This is a genomic window from Nonomuraea sp. NPDC004186 (assembly GCF_053603495.1).
On the sequence record NZ_JBSGFQ010000202.1, the window covers coordinates 1 to 14,973 of the forward strand.

The 14,973-nt window shown below is 72.7% G+C and carries 12 protein-coding genes; 5 read left to right on the top strand and 7 right to left on the bottom strand.

Annotation, left to right across the window (positions count from 1 at the left end):
- Positions 1 to 2,875 (top strand): Ig-like domain-containing protein (locus tag ACWEPL_RS62580; RefSeq protein WP_452442368.1); only part of this gene is annotated, 2,875 nt, incomplete at its 5' end.
- Between the two features lie 96 nt (positions 2,876 to 2,971).
- Here ACWEPL_RS62580 and ACWEPL_RS62585 read toward each other — a convergent pair.
- Positions 2,972 to 3,628, bottom strand: coding sequence for a response regulator (locus ACWEPL_RS62585; RefSeq protein ID WP_452442369.1), 657 nt, complete (start codon positions 3,626 to 3,628; stop codon positions 2,972 to 2,974).
- Positions 3,625 to 4,848: a sensor histidine kinase gene (locus ACWEPL_RS62590; protein ID WP_452442370.1), complete on the bottom strand. Its 1,224-nt coding sequence runs from the start codon at positions 4,846 to 4,848 to the stop codon at positions 3,625 to 3,627. Before ACWEPL_RS62590 ends, ACWEPL_RS62585 begins: the two co-directional genes overlap by 4 nt.
- 132 nt (positions 4,849 to 4,980) lie before the next feature.
- Between ACWEPL_RS62590 and ACWEPL_RS62595 the strand changes: the two genes are divergently transcribed.
- From ACWEPL_RS62595 to ACWEPL_RS62605, 3 genes are read left to right on the top strand one after another with little or no spacing between them, the layout of a single operon-like run.
- Positions 4,981 to 5,967 (top strand): ABC transporter ATP-binding protein, encoded by a 987-nt coding sequence (locus ACWEPL_RS62595; protein ID WP_452442371.1) that lies wholly within the window; start codon positions 4,981 to 4,983, stop codon positions 5,965 to 5,967.
- Positions 5,964 to 6,794: an ABC transporter permease subunit gene (locus ACWEPL_RS62600; RefSeq protein WP_452442372.1), complete on the top strand. Its 831-nt coding sequence runs from the start codon at positions 5,964 to 5,966 to the stop codon at positions 6,792 to 6,794. The genes ACWEPL_RS62595 and ACWEPL_RS62600 overlap by 4 nt, the downstream gene beginning before the upstream one ends.
- Before the next feature lie 20 nt (positions 6,795 to 6,814).
- Positions 6,815 to 7,942 carry an alpha/beta hydrolase family protein gene (locus tag ACWEPL_RS62605; protein ID WP_452442373.1) on the top strand — a complete coding sequence of 376 codons (1,128 nt, stop codon included), beginning with the start codon at positions 6,815 to 6,817 and terminating at the stop codon, positions 7,940 to 7,942.
- A gap of 8 nt (positions 7,943 to 7,950) precedes the next feature.
- On the opposite strand, the gene ACWEPL_RS62610 is transcribed toward ACWEPL_RS62605, so the two are convergent.
- From ACWEPL_RS62610 to ACWEPL_RS62630, 5 genes are read right to left on the bottom strand one after another with little or no spacing between them, the layout of a single operon-like run.
- Positions 7,951 to 8,532 carry a 2'-5' RNA ligase family protein gene (locus ACWEPL_RS62610; RefSeq protein WP_452442374.1) on the bottom strand — a complete coding sequence of 194 codons (582 nt, stop codon included), beginning with the start codon at positions 8,530 to 8,532 and terminating at the stop codon, positions 7,951 to 7,953.
- The gene (locus tag ACWEPL_RS62615) at positions 8,499 to 9,143 is read right to left on the bottom strand and encodes a maleylpyruvate isomerase N-terminal domain-containing protein (RefSeq protein WP_452442375.1); all 645 of its coding nucleotides are present in this window, start codon (positions 9,141 to 9,143) and stop codon (positions 8,499 to 8,501) included. Before ACWEPL_RS62615 ends, ACWEPL_RS62610 begins: the two co-directional genes overlap by 34 nt.
- A 35-nt stretch (positions 9,144 to 9,178) precedes the next feature.
- Complete coding sequence (locus ACWEPL_RS62620) at positions 9,179 to 9,733, bottom strand: type II toxin-antitoxin system prevent-host-death family antitoxin (protein WP_449911708.1); 555 nt, start codon at positions 9,731 to 9,733, stop codon at positions 9,179 to 9,181.
- Between the two features lie 57 nt (positions 9,734 to 9,790).
- Positions 9,791 to 10,822 carry a LacI family DNA-binding transcriptional regulator gene (locus ACWEPL_RS62625; RefSeq protein WP_363985079.1) on the bottom strand — a complete coding sequence of 344 codons (1,032 nt, stop codon included), beginning with the start codon at positions 10,820 to 10,822 and terminating at the stop codon, positions 9,791 to 9,793.
- A complete protein-coding gene (locus tag ACWEPL_RS62630; protein ID WP_452442376.1) occupies positions 10,806 to 13,211 on the bottom strand; it encodes a beta-xylosidase/alpha-l-arabinosidase in 2,406 nt (801 codons plus the stop codon). Before ACWEPL_RS62630 ends, ACWEPL_RS62625 begins: the two co-directional genes overlap by 17 nt.
- 356 nt (positions 13,212 to 13,567) lie before the next feature.
- Here ACWEPL_RS62630 and ACWEPL_RS62635 point away from each other — a divergent pair, with 356 nt between their 5' ends.
- Positions 13,568 to 14,932 (top strand): extracellular solute-binding protein, encoded by a 1,365-nt coding sequence (locus ACWEPL_RS62635; protein ID WP_452442377.1) that lies wholly within the window; start codon positions 13,568 to 13,570, stop codon positions 14,930 to 14,932.
- The last annotated feature ends 41 nt before the right edge of the window (positions 14,933 to 14,973 follow it).

Sequence of the window (14,973 nt, forward strand, 5' to 3'; positions counted from 1 at the left end):
CCTGCGCGCACGCCGCACCCGGGTGACCCCGGGCGAGGTCGGCCTGACGGTCGGCTCCGTCCGGACGACCATCGGCACCGCGCCGGCCCTGCCGGCCGCCGTCCGCGCCACCTTCACCGACGGCTACGACCGCGAGCTGCCCATCGCCTGGTCGCCCGTGGATCCCGCGAGCTACGCCGCCGCCGGGACCTTCACCGTGATCGGCACGGCCGGCGGCAGGCCCGTCACGGCCGAGGTCACCGTGATCCGCGAGGGCCAGCTCGTCATCGACCTCGCCGAGGACACCGGCCCCTACCACGGCGGCGCCTCCGGCACCCTTTACGGCCTTTACGGGCCGGGGGTGCCGACCAACAACCTCATCGAGGGGATGCGCCTGCGCACCGTCTCGACCAAGGCCCAGGACGGCCCGCAGCACCCCGGGGCCGACGCCCTCGAGGTCGTCAAGCCGCTGGCCGACAGCACCGACGGCGACGTGTACATCTACATGACCGACATCCACCGCGGCTTCCCCTACCAGTGGCCCGGTGGCACGCCGCAGGAGAAGCTCGACCTGTACCGGCAGAAGATCGCCAAGCAGGTGGACCAGGTCCTCCAGCTCGACCCGAAATATCAGGACAACATTGTCTTCGTGCCGTTCAACGAGCCCGAGGGCAACATGTTCGGCACGGGTGAGTGGAGCTACAACCGGGTCAGCTGGCTCAGCGACCCGCGCGACTACTTCAAGGCGTGGGACGACGTCTACGCCCTCATCAAGAGCAAAATGCCGGCCGCCCGGATCGCCGGGCCCAACACCAGCGTGCTGTACTCCCAGGTCAAGGGCTACCTGGAGCACGTCGTCGAGGCCGGCACCGTCCCCGACGTGATGACCTGGCACGAGCTCAGCCACCCCGAGCAGGTCAGGGCCAGCGTCAAGCGCTACCGCGAGATGGAGGCCGAGGTCTTCGCCGGCACGAAGTACGCCGGGAAGCGGCTGCCCATCAACATCAACGAGTACGCCTTCAACTACCACACCTCGGTGCCCGGCCAGATGATCCAGTGGGTGTCGGCCATCGAGGAGTCGAAGGTCGACGCCGACATCGCGTACTGGAACATCGACGGCAACCTGTCCGACTCCGCCGTGCAGGCCAACCGCGGCAACGGCCAGTGGTGGCTCTTCAACGCCTACGGCAGCATGAGCGGCCACACCGTGCGGGTCACGCCGCCGTACCCGGGGCAGAACTACACCCTGCAGGGCGTCGCCACGCTCGATCCGGGCAAGAAGCAGGCCCGCGCGATCTTCGGCGGCGCCGACAGCGCCGGGCACATCCGCTTCGAGCACGTCCCCGACAAGGTCTTCGGCCGCCGCGTGCACGCGTGGGTGCGGGAGATCCCGTGGACCGGCCAGGTCGGCGACTCGGCGCAGCCGGAGATCGTCGCCGAGCGCGACGTCGCCGTCAAGGACGGCACCGTGGTCTTCGACTTCGGGGCCGGTGACCTGCCGAGGCTCAAGGAGTCGTCGGCGTACGAGATCGTCCTCACCCCCGCCGGCTCGGGCACCGCGACGGCGCCCGCGCCCAAGCTGTGGGAGGGGTCGTACGAGGCCGAGGACGCGAAGTACACCGGCGGCGGCTACAGCCGCAACGGCCCCGAGGGCTCCCCGTCGGACGTGTCGAAGTTCTACACCTCCGGCCGCTACGACGTGGGCGGGCTGCGTACCGGCTCGGACGGCATGCTCGACTTCACCGTCGAGGTCCCGCGGGCCGGCCGCTACGACCTCAGCGTGTTCGCCAACTCGTTGAACACCTTCGACCGGGTGCGCGAGCAGGGTCCGACCAACGTCTTCGTGCGCGTGGACGGGGGCGCGGAGCAGGAGCTGTTCCTGCCGCTGGGCTACAAGTGGGTGGTGTGGGACCACGCGGACACCACCGTCGAGCTCACGGCGGGCAAGCACGTGCTCTCCCTGGCCGCGCGCAGCCTCGACGGCGCCAGGGCCACGAAGGGCGACGCGATCGTCGACCGGATCCGGCTCTCGCTGGCCAACCCGGCGGCGGCGACCTCGATCTACGAGGCCGAGCTGGCCGACCTGCGCGGCGCCCGCCCGTCCTACTCCGCGTACGGAGCCGCGCTCTCGGGCTCCGGGGTCGTCGCGGCCCGGCGCGAGGAGTCGGCCACCTTCTGGGTGTACTCCGCCCAGGACGCCCCGGCCGAGCTGGACCTCAGGCTGCTCGGCTCCGGCCGGGCGGCGGTGACGGTCAACGGCGTGCGGGTGCTGGACCGCGCCCGGCGCGGCGACGCGACCGCGGCGGTGTCGCTGTCCGGCGGCGTCAACAAGGTCACGGTCACCGGCAGGTCCGGCACGTCGCTCATCGACCGGCTTGAAGTGCGGCCCGCCGCCGGCGCGCTGCCGGCCACCGTGTACGAGGCGGAGTCCGCCCGGCTCGCCGGGACGGCGAAGGCGTCGCCGCTCTCGCTGGCGGGCGGCGGGAGCGCGGTCACCGGGGTCGGCGGCACGCCCGGCAACGCCAACACGCTCACCTTCGACGTGCGGGCCGCCGCCGACGGCACGTACGCCATGCGGGTGCGCTACTCCAACCCGGAGCAGTCGCCCGCCACGCACTACAACCCGGACCCGCTGGCCAGGCACGCCGACATCTCGGTGAACGGCGCCGCCGCGCAGCGTGTCCTGTTCCCCCACACCTTCCACGAGAACAACTTCTGGGAGCTCACCGTCCCGGTGCGGTTGAAGAAGGGCTCGAACACGGTGCGCTTCTCCGCCGAGGAGCTGCCGAACTTCGACGGCACCACGTACGCGTCGGAGACCTTCCCCGGGGTGCTCCTGCGCGCGCAGTACGCCCCCGTGATCGACAGGATCACGCTGGCGCCGTACAGCGGCTGACCCCCATCGGTGCCGCCCGTGCCCCGGCCCTGGGCGCGGGCGGCACCGATGCACGCTTGTCGTGCGGACCGGCGGCGTCCGGGCGGGCCGTACTGATCAGCGGGACGGTGACACCAGGCCCGCGTCGTAGGCCGTGATGACCAGCTGGATCCGGTCGCGGGCGGCGAGCTTGGCGAGCAGGCTGGCCACGTGCGCCTTGGCCGTGCCCGGGCTGATGTGCAGCTCGGCCGCGATCTCGGCGTTGGACAGGCCGCGCCCGACCAGGGTCAGCACCTCGCGTTCCCGCCCGGTGACGCCCGCGAGCTCGCGCGGCCGGAGTGCCGGGGCGGGGCGACGCGCGAAGTCCTCGATGAGGCGGCGGGTGACGCCGGGCGCGATCAGGGCGTCCCCGGCGGCGACGACGTGCACGGCGGACAGGATGTCCTCCAGTGCCATGTCCTTGACCAGGAATCCGCTGGCCCCCGCCCGGAGGGAGGCGTAGACGTTGTCGTCGTCGTCGAACGTCGTCAGCATGATCACCCGGGTGGACGGGGACTCGGCGGCGATGGTCTGGGTGGCCTCGATGCCGTCCATGCCGGGCATGCGGATGTCCATCACCACCACGTCCGGACGCAGCCGCCTGGCGAGCTGGACCGCCTGGGCCCCGGTCCCGGCCTCTCCGGCGACCTCGACGCCGGGGGTGCCGTCGATGACCATGCGCAGGCCGGCGCGGATCAGCGGCTGGTCGTCGGCGAGCACGACACGGATCGTCACGACACCTCCACCTCGGCGCTCGCACGTCCGGCCGGGTCTTTGATCGGGCCGGCGAGTGGGGTCGTGAGCGGCAGGCGGGCGGTGACGCGGAACCCGCCGCCGGGCCGGGGGCCCGCGCTCAAATCGCCGTTCAGCAGGGCGACGCGTTCGCGCATCCCAGCGATCCCGTGCCCGCTCCCCGCGCTCGGCGTGGCGGTGCCGCGTCCGGCGTCGGCGATGTCGATGCGCAGCTCCTCGTTCCCGTAGTCGATCGTGACCTGGCAGTGGTCGGTGCCCGCGTGGCGCAGCACGTTGGTCACCGACTCCTGCACGATGCGGAAGGCGGAGCGGTCGACTGCGGCGGGCAGGGGCCGTGGCCGCCCGTGCCTGCGCACGTCCACGCGTACCCCGGCGGCCGCCGTCGCCTCGGCCAGCCGGTCGACGTCGGCCAGCCCCGCTGCGAGGGAGGGCTCAGAAGACTCGCGGTCGCTGTCGCGCAGCCCGCCGAGCAGGTGCCGCAGCCCCTTCAGCGTCTGCCTGCTGGTCGCCTCGATCGCGCCCAGCGCCTCGCGCGCCTGCTCCGGCCGGCTGTCGATCACGCGGGCGCCCGCGCCGGCCTGGATGGCGATGATGCCGATGCTGTGCGCGACCATGTCGTGCAACTCCCGGGCGATGCGCAGCCGCTCGTCCGTGACCGCCTGGGCCGCGGCGTGCGTACGCAGCGCACGCTCGTACTCGCGCCGCTGCCGGATGAACATCCCGCCCATCCAGCCCACCACGACGCCCAGGCCGAGCAGGACCGACAGCGCCAGGAACCCGGGCGCAAGAGCGCGCAGGCCGTGCCGCAGCAGGTCCGCCTGCAAGGCCGCCTCCTGGACGACGAGCGTGACGGCCGCCGCGGCCAGGCCGGCACGGCGCGACCGGGCGGCGGCGACCAGGCAGACCAGGACGTCACCCGCCAGGAGCAGCGGCCAGAACCGCTCCGCCGGCAGCCCGGCCGCCGACGCCGTGACCACCCCGGCCAGCAGCACCGCGAGCACCATGCCGGGCCGCCGCCGCGCCCAGGCCAGGGGGAAGGCCATGGCGGCGGCGAACGCCGCGTGCGCGGCGCCCACCGGGAGCAGGTTCTCGCCGTCGGTCAGCGTCAGGGCGTACAGCAGCGGCACCAGGCCCGCCGGGCCGCACCAGGTGAGCAGCGTCCGCACGCCGCCCGGCAGCCGTTCCGGCCATCTGTCGCGCACCCGTCGATCGTAGTCACCCGCTCAGGGGCCGGGCATCGGCCGCCGGGCCTATGCCCGCGGGCACCCCCGCCCGCCGCAAACAGGCCCGCAGCCAGATGCGGCACGCCTTCGACCTGCGACAACGTTGGCCAGGTGATCGAAGTCAACGGACTGACCAAGCGCTACGGCGCGGTGACGGCGGTGAACGGCCTGACGTTCACCGTGCGGCCGGGGCACGTCACCGGGTTCCTCGGCCCCAACGGCGCCGGCAAGAGCACCACGCTGCGCATGATCCTCGGCCTGAACCGTCCCACGTCCGGAAGCGCCACCATCGACGGCCGCCGCCGCCCGGCGGGCCTGCGCCACGTCGGCGCGCTGCTGGACGCCGGCGACGTGCACGGCGGCCGCACCGCGGGCGCCCACCTGCGCGCGCTGGCCCGCGGCAACGGGCTGCCCCGGCGCCGGGTGGCCGAGGTGCTGGAGGAGGTGGGGCTGGCGGGGGTGGCGCGCCGCCGGATCGGCGGGTTCTCGCTGGGCATGCGCCAGCGGCTCGGCATCGCCGGCGCGCTGCTGGGCGACCCTCCGGTGCTGATGTTCGACGAGCCGATCAACGGCCTGGACCCGGAGGGCGTGCTCTGGGTGCGCGGCCTGTTCCGGCGGCTGGCCGCCGAAGGACGCACGGTGCTGGTCTCCAGCCACCTGATGAGCGAGATGGAGCACACCGCGGACCGCCTGGTCGTCATCGGCCGCGGCGAGCTGATCGCCGAGGAGAGCCTGGCCGGGTTCGCCGCCCGCGGCACCGGCGCGTCCGTCGCCGTACGCACCCCGGACCCCGCCGAGCTGGCGGCCGTCCTCAGCCTGGAGGGGGCGCGCGTGCAGCCGGAGGGCGGCGACGCCCTGACCGTGACCGGGCTGAGCGCCGCCCGCGTCGGCGAGCTCGCCCATCGGCGCCGGATCATGCTGTACGAGCTCGCGCCGCGGACCGCCTCGCTGGAGCAGGCGTTCATGGAACTGACCGCCGGCCACGCCGAGCATCGGGCCGGCGGCCCCGCGATGACCTCCGGGCACGCCGACCACCGGACCGGCGACCCCGCGATAACCGCCAGACCCGCCGATCACCCGGCCGGTGGCCTCCGATGATGACCACCAGACCCGCCGGTGATCTCACGACGAGCTCCGGCACCTTCCGCGACCTGCTCGCCGCCGAGTGGATCAAGCTCTGGTCCCTGCGCTCGACCTCGTGGCTGCTCGGCCTGGGCACGCTGGCCATCGTCGCCCTGGCCGCCCAGAGCAGCCTCGACACCTACCAGAGCTGGCCCGGCTTCACCGCGATGGAGAGAGCCAGGTTCGACCCGCTGGGCGAGGCGTTCAGCGGCCTGGCCGCCTCCATGCTCATGATCGGCGCCGGCAGCCTGGGCGCCCAGAGCATCGTCGGCGAGTACGCCACCGGCCTCATCCGCACGACGCTCACGGCCGTCCCGGCCCGCCACCGCGTCGTGGCGGCCAAGCTCGCCGTCACCGCCGCCGTGACGCTCGCGACCGGCGCGCTCATCTCCGGGGGAACGTTCGGGGTCAGCCAGGCCATCCTGTCCGGCCGCGGCGTCGCCGTCTCGCTCGGCGACCCCGGCGTGCTGCGCGTCCTGGCCGCCAACGCGCTGCTCGCCCCGGTGTCGGCGCTGACCGGCATGGGCATCGGCGCGCTGGCGCGGCACACCGCCGCCGCCGTCGTCACCGTCTGCGCCGCGCTGGTCATCGTGCCCACCTTCTTCCGGCCCACCGTTCACCAGTGGCTCAACGACCTGTACGCCCTGGTCCCCTTCTACGTCTGGCGGACCTGCCTGGGCCTGCCCCTGCTCCGCGACGACCCCGCCCTGCCCACGGTGGCCGGCTCGTGGGCGGCCTTCGCGCTGTGGCCGCTCGTCGCCGCCGCCCTGACCCTGATCGTCGTACGTCGCCGCGACGTGTGACCCGTACGAAAGGAAATCCGATGAAGTTCCGCCTGCCCGCCGTCGCGCTGACGGCCTGCCTCACCCTGACCGCCGCCCCCGGCACAGCGGCCGCCGCCTCGGCCTCCATCCAGTTGGAGTTGCCCCGCCCGACCGGCCCGAACCCGGTCGGCCGCGACATCCTGCCCCTGGTCGACAGCGCCCGCAAGGACCCCTGGGTCCCCGAGTCGGGCCCGCGCCGGCTCATGGTCTCGATGTACTATCCCGCCCGCTCGGCCACCGGCGGACCCGCTCCGTACATGACCACCCCCGAGGCCGCGTCCCTGCTCCAGCGCAAGGCCCCCGGCGCCAAGATCCCCGCCGAGGTCGTCAGCGGCACCCGCACCTACGCCCGCACCGGGGCCCCGCCCAAGCAGGGCCGCTACCCGCTGGTGGTGCTCTCCCCCGGCCTCGGGCTCCCGCGCGCCAGCCTCACCTTCCTGGCCGAGGACCTGGCCAGCCGCGCGTACGTGGTCGCGCTGGTCGACCACGCCTACGAGTCCTCCGGCACGACTCTGCCCGACGGCCGGACCATCACCTGCGCCCCGCTCTGCGACCAGCCCAAACCGCCGGAAGGCGGGCAGGCGGCCATCACCGCGAACCGCACCAAGGACATCGCCTTCGTCCTCGACGAGCTGACCGGCCGGCACCCCGTCTGGAAGAACGCCCGCATGATCGCTCCCAAGCGGGTCGGCATGGCGGGCCACTCCCTCGGCGGCGACGCCAGTGCCGCCACCATGGCCGTGGACAGGCGCGTACGGGCCGGGGTGAACCTGGACGGCACCTTCCACCCCGCGGTCCCGCTCGACCGGCCCTTCCTGGTGATGGGCAGCCGGTCCGACCACGTGCCCGGCAAGGACCACACCTGGGATGACGGCTGGACGAAGATGAGCGGCTGGAAGCGCTGGCTCACGGTGGCCGCCACCGACCACGCGAGCTTCACCGACCTGTCCATCCTGCAGCAGGCCGCCGGCCTGTCGGGCCCCGACGCCCTCCCGGCACGGCGCTCGCTGGAGATCACCCGCGCCTATGTCGGCGCCTTCTTCGACCAGCACCTGAAGGGCCGCAAGCAGCCGCTGCTCGACGGCCCGTCACCGGCGAACCCGGAGGTCGCCTTCCACAACCCCTGAGGCCGTTCTCATTCCTGAAATATCCGGCTTTGGCGCAGTGGGAAGCGCGTGACGGGCGTCCAGCGGAGCCCGTCGAAGCTCGCCAGGTCCACGGCGGTGACGCGGGTGGTGAACGGCAGTCCGGGCGCCACGGCGGACTCGACGCCGTCCAGGACCTCGTCGCCGCCGTAGCCGACGGACAGGTGGGGGACGGCCTCGCCGTACCGGCCGCCGTACGGGCGCAGCGCCGGCCACCTGCCGGTCACGCTCCGCGTGAGAGCGGCGAACGGCCCGGCGGGCTCCGGCCCCAGATAGAGCAGGCCGGGAAAGCGCCCGCAACCGGTGAAGGCCGCCTCGAAGGGCTGGTGGGCGGCGAACAGCCCCGCCAGCTCCGCCAGCGTCCCGTCCCCGATCTCCGGCCGTGGCAGGAACGGATAGAGCACGGTGACGTGCGCGGTCACGCCGTACCTGGCCGACGGGTCGAACAACGCGCGCTGGCCGCCGACGACCGGCTCGGCTTCGGGCACGGGCACCACGAGGACCGTGGCGCCGACCGGGTACGGAGCCGCGCCCGCGCTCAACTCGCGCCCCGCGTGCCGTACCAGCGCCACTCGGTGAGCCGTGGGCGATCGGGGAGAGCGGTGCGCCCGGTCGCCCACAGCAGGACCTCCCAGGCGTCACCGTCAACGGCGGCATGGTGGGGAAAGAGCCTGTTCAGGACCCGGGAGCACAACTCCCCCGGCGGCGACCACTCCAGATTCAGCCCTTGAGCAATGTCATGCGTGTGCACGAGGACCTCGACAACGGCCATGGCGGCGAAACCCTCCGGGTCGGAGGGCCCGAAAACGTGGTAGGCGACGGTGTCCGAGGGGGCGGTGCGCAGGACGGACGCCATCAGGCCTCCGCACGCCTCCACAATGGTCAGCAGGCCCTCGGCACCCGCGGCCCGGTCGGCGAAGATGACGTTCGCCGGGCCACCGCTCCGGTCGCTGCTCGTGCGGAACGGCAACAGCGCGGTCGTCGGCGGCTCGGCGAGCCCGAACCTCGCGGCATAGGTGAACAGGTCGTCGGCCAGATGCTCGAGCGTCTCCCGGCAGGTCCACTCGAGCGTCCCCGCCTTGGCCTCCCACGCATCGGCATCCGCGTCCCTCAGGGCGTCGACGGCCAGAGCCACGACCCGGCGCACGTCCTCTCCGTCGACTGCGGCTTCCGAGCTGTGCATGGGAAGGATCGTAACAACGGCCGGCGCGGGGCCGGTCAATCCCGGGTCGGGGTGAGGGCGCGCAGGGCCTCGCGGAGGTCGGCGCCGGAGCCCGCCGCGACGACCCCGCCCTCGCGGTCGACGGCCACGGCGGAGAAGACCGGACCGGCCGGGGCGTCCGGGTCGCAGGTGAGGGTGACGGCGTGCCCGTCGAGCAGCATGGCCTCGGCGTCCGTCCTGGACGGGGGCGCGGCCCGGTTGATCAGGTCGCGGGCCGAGATCAGGGCGGCCACGGGGGTGCGGTGGCGGCCCAGCAGCACAGGGCTCTCGTCGTACGGCTGGGTGACCTGCCGGACGAGGTCGCCGAGCTTGGCCCGGGCCGTCGAGAGCGGCACGAGCGGGAGCCCGCTCAGGATCCCGGACACCTGGGAGAGCGGGACGAGCGCGGCCCACTCCCAGCGCTCGCGGGTGACCAGGATGGTCTCACCGTTCCTGGCGGCCTTGACGATGGTCCCCCAGCCGGCGCGGGCCTCCTCGACGCCGAGCGGGGTGCCGTACCGGGCGTGGAGTTCGGCGTAGGAGGGCGGCTGGGCGGCGGAGTCGTTGATCACCCGAAGAATCGTAAGGCGCCTTACGGAATATGTGCAAGGCGCCTGACAAAATCCACGTCAGACGCGCTTCGCCGTGGAGGCTCGGACGACCAGCTCGGTGGCCAGCTCGACGTGGTGGGAGTCGATCTTCTCGCCGGCCGCCAGCCGCAGCGCCGTACGCACCGCCACGCCGCCCATCTCGCGCAGCGGCTGGCGGACGGTGGTCAGCGGCGGGGAGGCCATCCGGGCCATCTGGGTGTCGTCGAACCCCACGATGCTCAGGTCCTGCGGGACGCGCAGGCCCCGCTCCCTGGCGGCCTCCATGACGCCCAGCGCACTCTCGTCGCAGCCGGCGAAGATCGCCGTCGGCGGCTCCGGCAGGTCGAGCACGGCCCCGCCGTACTCGAGTCCGTCCTCGTAGCGGAAGTGCCCGGAGCGCGTGTACGCGGGCGGCACCGGCACCCCTTCGGCCTCCATGGCGGCACGGTAGCCATGCAGGCGGGCCTGGTGGCAGGCGGCGGTGGCCGGGCCGCCGAGGTAGGCGATGCGCCGGTGGCCGAGGGACAGCAGGTGCTGGGTGGCGGCCAGCCCGCCGGCGAAGTTGGTGGAGCCGACGCTGGTCACGCCGGCGTGCGGCAGGTGGAGCGGGTCGATCACGACCAGCGGCAACCGGACGCGGGACAGCGCGGCCAGCTGCCGGGTGCTCAGCTGGTCGCACGTGACGCAGATCAGCGCCCGGCGCCCGGCGGCGGCCAGGTCGCCGGCCCACGCGGCGGGGTGGTCGATCTTCTTCCTGACGCTGACGACGATCCCGACGCCGAGCTCCGCCCCGGCCGCCACCACACCCTGGATGATCTCCGTGGAGTAGGTGCTGAAGTCGTCGTCGAACTGCACTTCGACGGTGTCCGTGGCGACCGGCCCGTCCGTGCCCGGGGCCCGGCGTGGCGACGGCGCGATGTAGTCGTGCTCCCGCAGCAGCGACTGCACGAGGGAGCGGGTGGTCGGCGCCACGTCGCTGCGGCCGTTGAGCACCTTGGACACGGTCGCCACCGACACGCCCGCCGAGGCCGCGACCGTGGCCAGCGTGGCGCGTCTAGAACTGGACGGCATCGACTCCCCTTTCACGCTCGACCGACACGGGGGTGTCCAGGCGCCGGTCGTGGCCGACGACCCGGGACGGGCCGGTCAGCCGTACCGTGCCCCGGCACGGCAGGTCGGCCGCCGACGTGCCGACGAGCACCTCGAGGTCCCCGGGCTCCACGATGCGCCTCAGATCTCGTCCGGTGAAGGCCGTCCGGTCGGCGTGCACCCGGAAGGTCACGCGGGCGCTCGCCCCGGGCTCCAGCCGGACCCGGGCGAACCCGGTCAGCTGCCGGACCGGCCGGGTGACCTGGGCGACGACGTCGTGCAGGTAGAGCTGGACGACCTCCTCGCCGGCCCGGTCCCCGGTGTTGCGCACGCTGACCGCCACGCCGAACTCGCCGTTCGTGGGCACCTCGGCGTCGCCGACCCGCAGGTCGCCGACCTCGAAGCTGGTGTAGGAGGCGCCGTACCCGAACGGGAAGAGCGGGGTCGGGTCGAGGTTGCTGATGCCCTGGCTGTCGGCGCCCAGCGGCGGCTGCAGGTACGTGCCCGGCTGCCCGCCGTGCCCGCGCGGGATCTGCACCGGCAGCCTGCCCGACGGCTGGACCCGGCCGGACAGCACGCCGGCGACGGCCGCGCCGCCCTCCTCGCCGGGCATGAACGCCTGGACGAGCGCCGCCGCGCCCGCGCGCACCCGGCCCAGCGCGTACGGGCGGCCGGAGACGACGATGGCGACGACCGGCGTGCCCGTCGCGGCCAGCTCCGCCACCAGGTCCTCCTGCAACCCAGGCAGGCGCAGGTCGTCGGCGTCGCAGCCCTCCCCGGAGGTCCCGAGGCCGAACAGCCCGGCGAGGTCGCCCACGGCCACCACGCACAGGTCCGCCCCGCGCGCCGCTTCGAGCGCGGCGGCGAACCCGGAGCGGTCGTCCCCCTGCACCTCGCAGCCCCGCTCGTGGACGAGCTCGGCCTCCGGCAGCTCGGCCCGCAATCCGTCGAGCAGGCTGGGCGCCTCGATGCCGAGCCCGAGCGCGGGGTGGCGGGGCAGCACGTGGTTGGGGAAGGCGTAGCAGCCCATGAACGTCCGCGGATCGTCGGCGCACGGCCCGACGACCGCGATCCGGCGCGGCCCGGCAGGCAGCGGCAGCGCGTCGCCGGCGTCGAGCAGGACGATCGACCGCTCGGCCAGCTCGCGCGCCAGCGCCCGGTTGCCCGGCGAGTCGAGGTCCACGTCATCCGCCCCGGACACGGACTTCTCGGGCGTCCAGTCCGGGTCGAGCAGCCCGAGCTGCACCTTCTGGGTGAGCAGCCGGCGCACCGCCCGGTCGATCAGCGACTCGGGGAGCTCGCCGGCGCGTACCCGCTCGACCAGGTGCGGGCCGAAGCCGAGCGTGTCGGGCAGTTCGACGTCGATGCCCGCGGTGAGGGCCTGGACACCCGCCTCGCCGGTGTCGGCGGCGACGCGGTGCATGCTCGCCAGGAACGGGATCGCCCAGTAGTCCGACACGACCGTCCCGGTGAAGCCCCACTCCTCGCGCAGCACCTCGGTCAGCAGCCAGGGGTCGGCTCCGGCCGGCACGCCGTCCACGTCGGAGTAGGAGTTCATCACCGACCGGGCGCCGCCCAGCGCGATGGCGGTCTCGAACGTCGGCAGGATCATGTCCATCAGCTCGCGCCGCCCCATCGGCACGGGCCCGTGGTTGCGGGCCGCCCGGGAGGCGGAGTATCCGGCGAAGTGCTTGAGGGTGGCGATGATGCCCGCGTTCTCCAGCCCGCGCACGTACGCGGCGCCGAGCATGGAGACGAGGTACGGGTCCTCGCCCATCGTCTCCTCGACCCGGCCCCACCGGTAGTCGCGCACCACGTCCAGCACCGGTGACAGGCCCTGGTGCACGCCCACGGCCCGCATGTCCCGGCCGATCGCGGCCGCCATCCGCTCCACCAGCCCGGGGTCGAACGTCGCCCCCCACGCGATGGCCGCCGGGTAGACCGTCGCCCCGTACGTGGTGAACCCGGTCAGGCACTCCTCGTGGACGATGGCCGGGATGCCGAGCCGGGAGCGCTCGACGACGGCCCGCTGCAGCCTGACCACCTCGGCGGCGCCCTCCCGCGCGGTCACGGGGGCGCTGCCGTGCACCCGGGTCAGGTGGCCGAGCCCGTGCCTGACGGCCTCGTCGAGGGGGACCGTGCCGGAGGCCGTGAACACGTCCTGCATCGGGGCGACGTTCAGCGTCTCGGCGTCCTGCGCCGGCTCGTGCTGCATGTCGTTGCCGAACCACCGGCTGCCGAGCTGGCCGACCTTCTCCTCGAGGGTCAGCTCCGCGAGGAGGGCCTCGACTCGGTCGGCCACGGGAAGCGCCGGGTCCTGCCACGGGCGGAGCACGCCGTCCATCGCGGGGGTCCGATCCAGAGCCGTCATCTGCTCTCCTTAAAGCCGATTCCCGCCGTGAGTATTTCGAAATGTTTCGATGTCGTCGAGTGGCCTACGAGCAAGCGTCCCCGATTTACAGACGACCAGATGAACGCCGCGCCTGAGTACTTTACACACGCGCTGCTCGAAAGGGCAGATTCCCGGATACGACGGTCTTGACAGGCCCATGGTCGAAACCTAAATTGACGGACCACGCGGTATGTCGCAAATGTTTCGACGAGCTCACTCAAAGGAGACGTGACGAGCGGCATCGGCAGGCGCCGCGTCCCCGGCCGCCCGCCACCACCATCCGAGATCAACGAGCCGCGCGGCCAACCCCCCGGCGTTCAAGTACGGAGATCAGCGTGGAGCACAGGTCAACTTCTCGCCGCACCTTCCTCAGCCTCTCCATGGGCCTTCCCCTCGGAGCCGCCCTGACCGCCTGCGGAGGCTCCGGGCCGACCCAGGCCGGCGCCGGTGGCGGGGGTGGCAGCACCACAAGTGGCGGCAGCGGTGGCGGCAAGGCCACCTACTGGTACCTCACCGGACAGCCACAGGAAGGCATCCGCACCCGCGCCGTCGAGCGCTTCAACAAGGCCAACCCGACCGGCCAGCTCGCGACCACGATGTTCCAGAACGACGCCTTCAAGACCAAGATCAAGACGGCGATCGGCGCGGGCGAGGCCCCCACCATCATCTGGGGCTGGGGCGGCGGCGGACTGAAGAGCTACGTGCAGGCCGGCCAGGTCGACGACCTCACCTCCTGGTTCGACCAGAACGCGGCCCTGAAGGACAAGCTGTTCCCGTCCTCCTTCAACGCGGCCACGGTCGACGGCAAGATCTACGCGGTGCCGGTCGAGGCCGTGACGCCGATCGTCCTCTTCTACAACAAGAAGGTCTTCGAGAAGGTCGGCGCGCAGCCCCCGCAGAGCTGGGGCGACATCATGGACCTGGTCAAGAAGTTCAACGCCGCGGGCGTCGCGCCGTTCTCCCTCGGCGGCCAGTCGCGCTGGACGAACATGATGTGGCTGGAGTTCCTCTTCGACCGCATCGCCGGCCCCGAGGTCTTCCAGGCCGTCTTCGACGGCGAGAAGGACGCCTGGAGCAACCCGGCCGCCATCGACGCCCTGACCAAGATGCAGGACCTCATCAAGGCGAACGGCTTCATCAAGGGCTTCTCCTCGATCACCGCCGACTCCAATGCCGACCAGGCGCTGCTGTACACGGGCAAGGCCGCGATGATGCTGCACGGCGGCTGGACGTACGGCAACATGCGCGACACCGGCGGCGACTTCGTCAAGGGCGGCAACCTCGGCTACATGAACTTCCCGCCGGTGGACGGCGGCAAGGGCGACCCCAGCGACACCGTGGGCAACCCGGCCCAGTACATGTCGATCTCCTCCAAGGCGTCGGAGGCGGAGAAGGAGATCGTCAAGAAGTTCCTCGCCACCGAGATGAACTCCGACGCACAGAACAAGGACTGGGCCAGCAACGGCTTCGTGCCGATCGTCAAGGGCACCGACTCGCAGTTCGGCACCGACCTCGACGGGACGTGGCAGCGGTTCGTCTACGACACCGCCAGCAAGGCCAAGTCCTTCCAGCAGTCCTGGGACCAGGCGCTCAGCCCGACCGCGGCCGAGGTCCTGCTGGACAACATCGCCAAGCTGTTCCAGCTGTCGGTCTCGCCGCAGCAGTTCGCCACGAACCTCAACGAGGTCATAGGCAAGTGACGGTCCCCCCGATCTCCGCCAGGGGAAACGCGCCCCTGGCC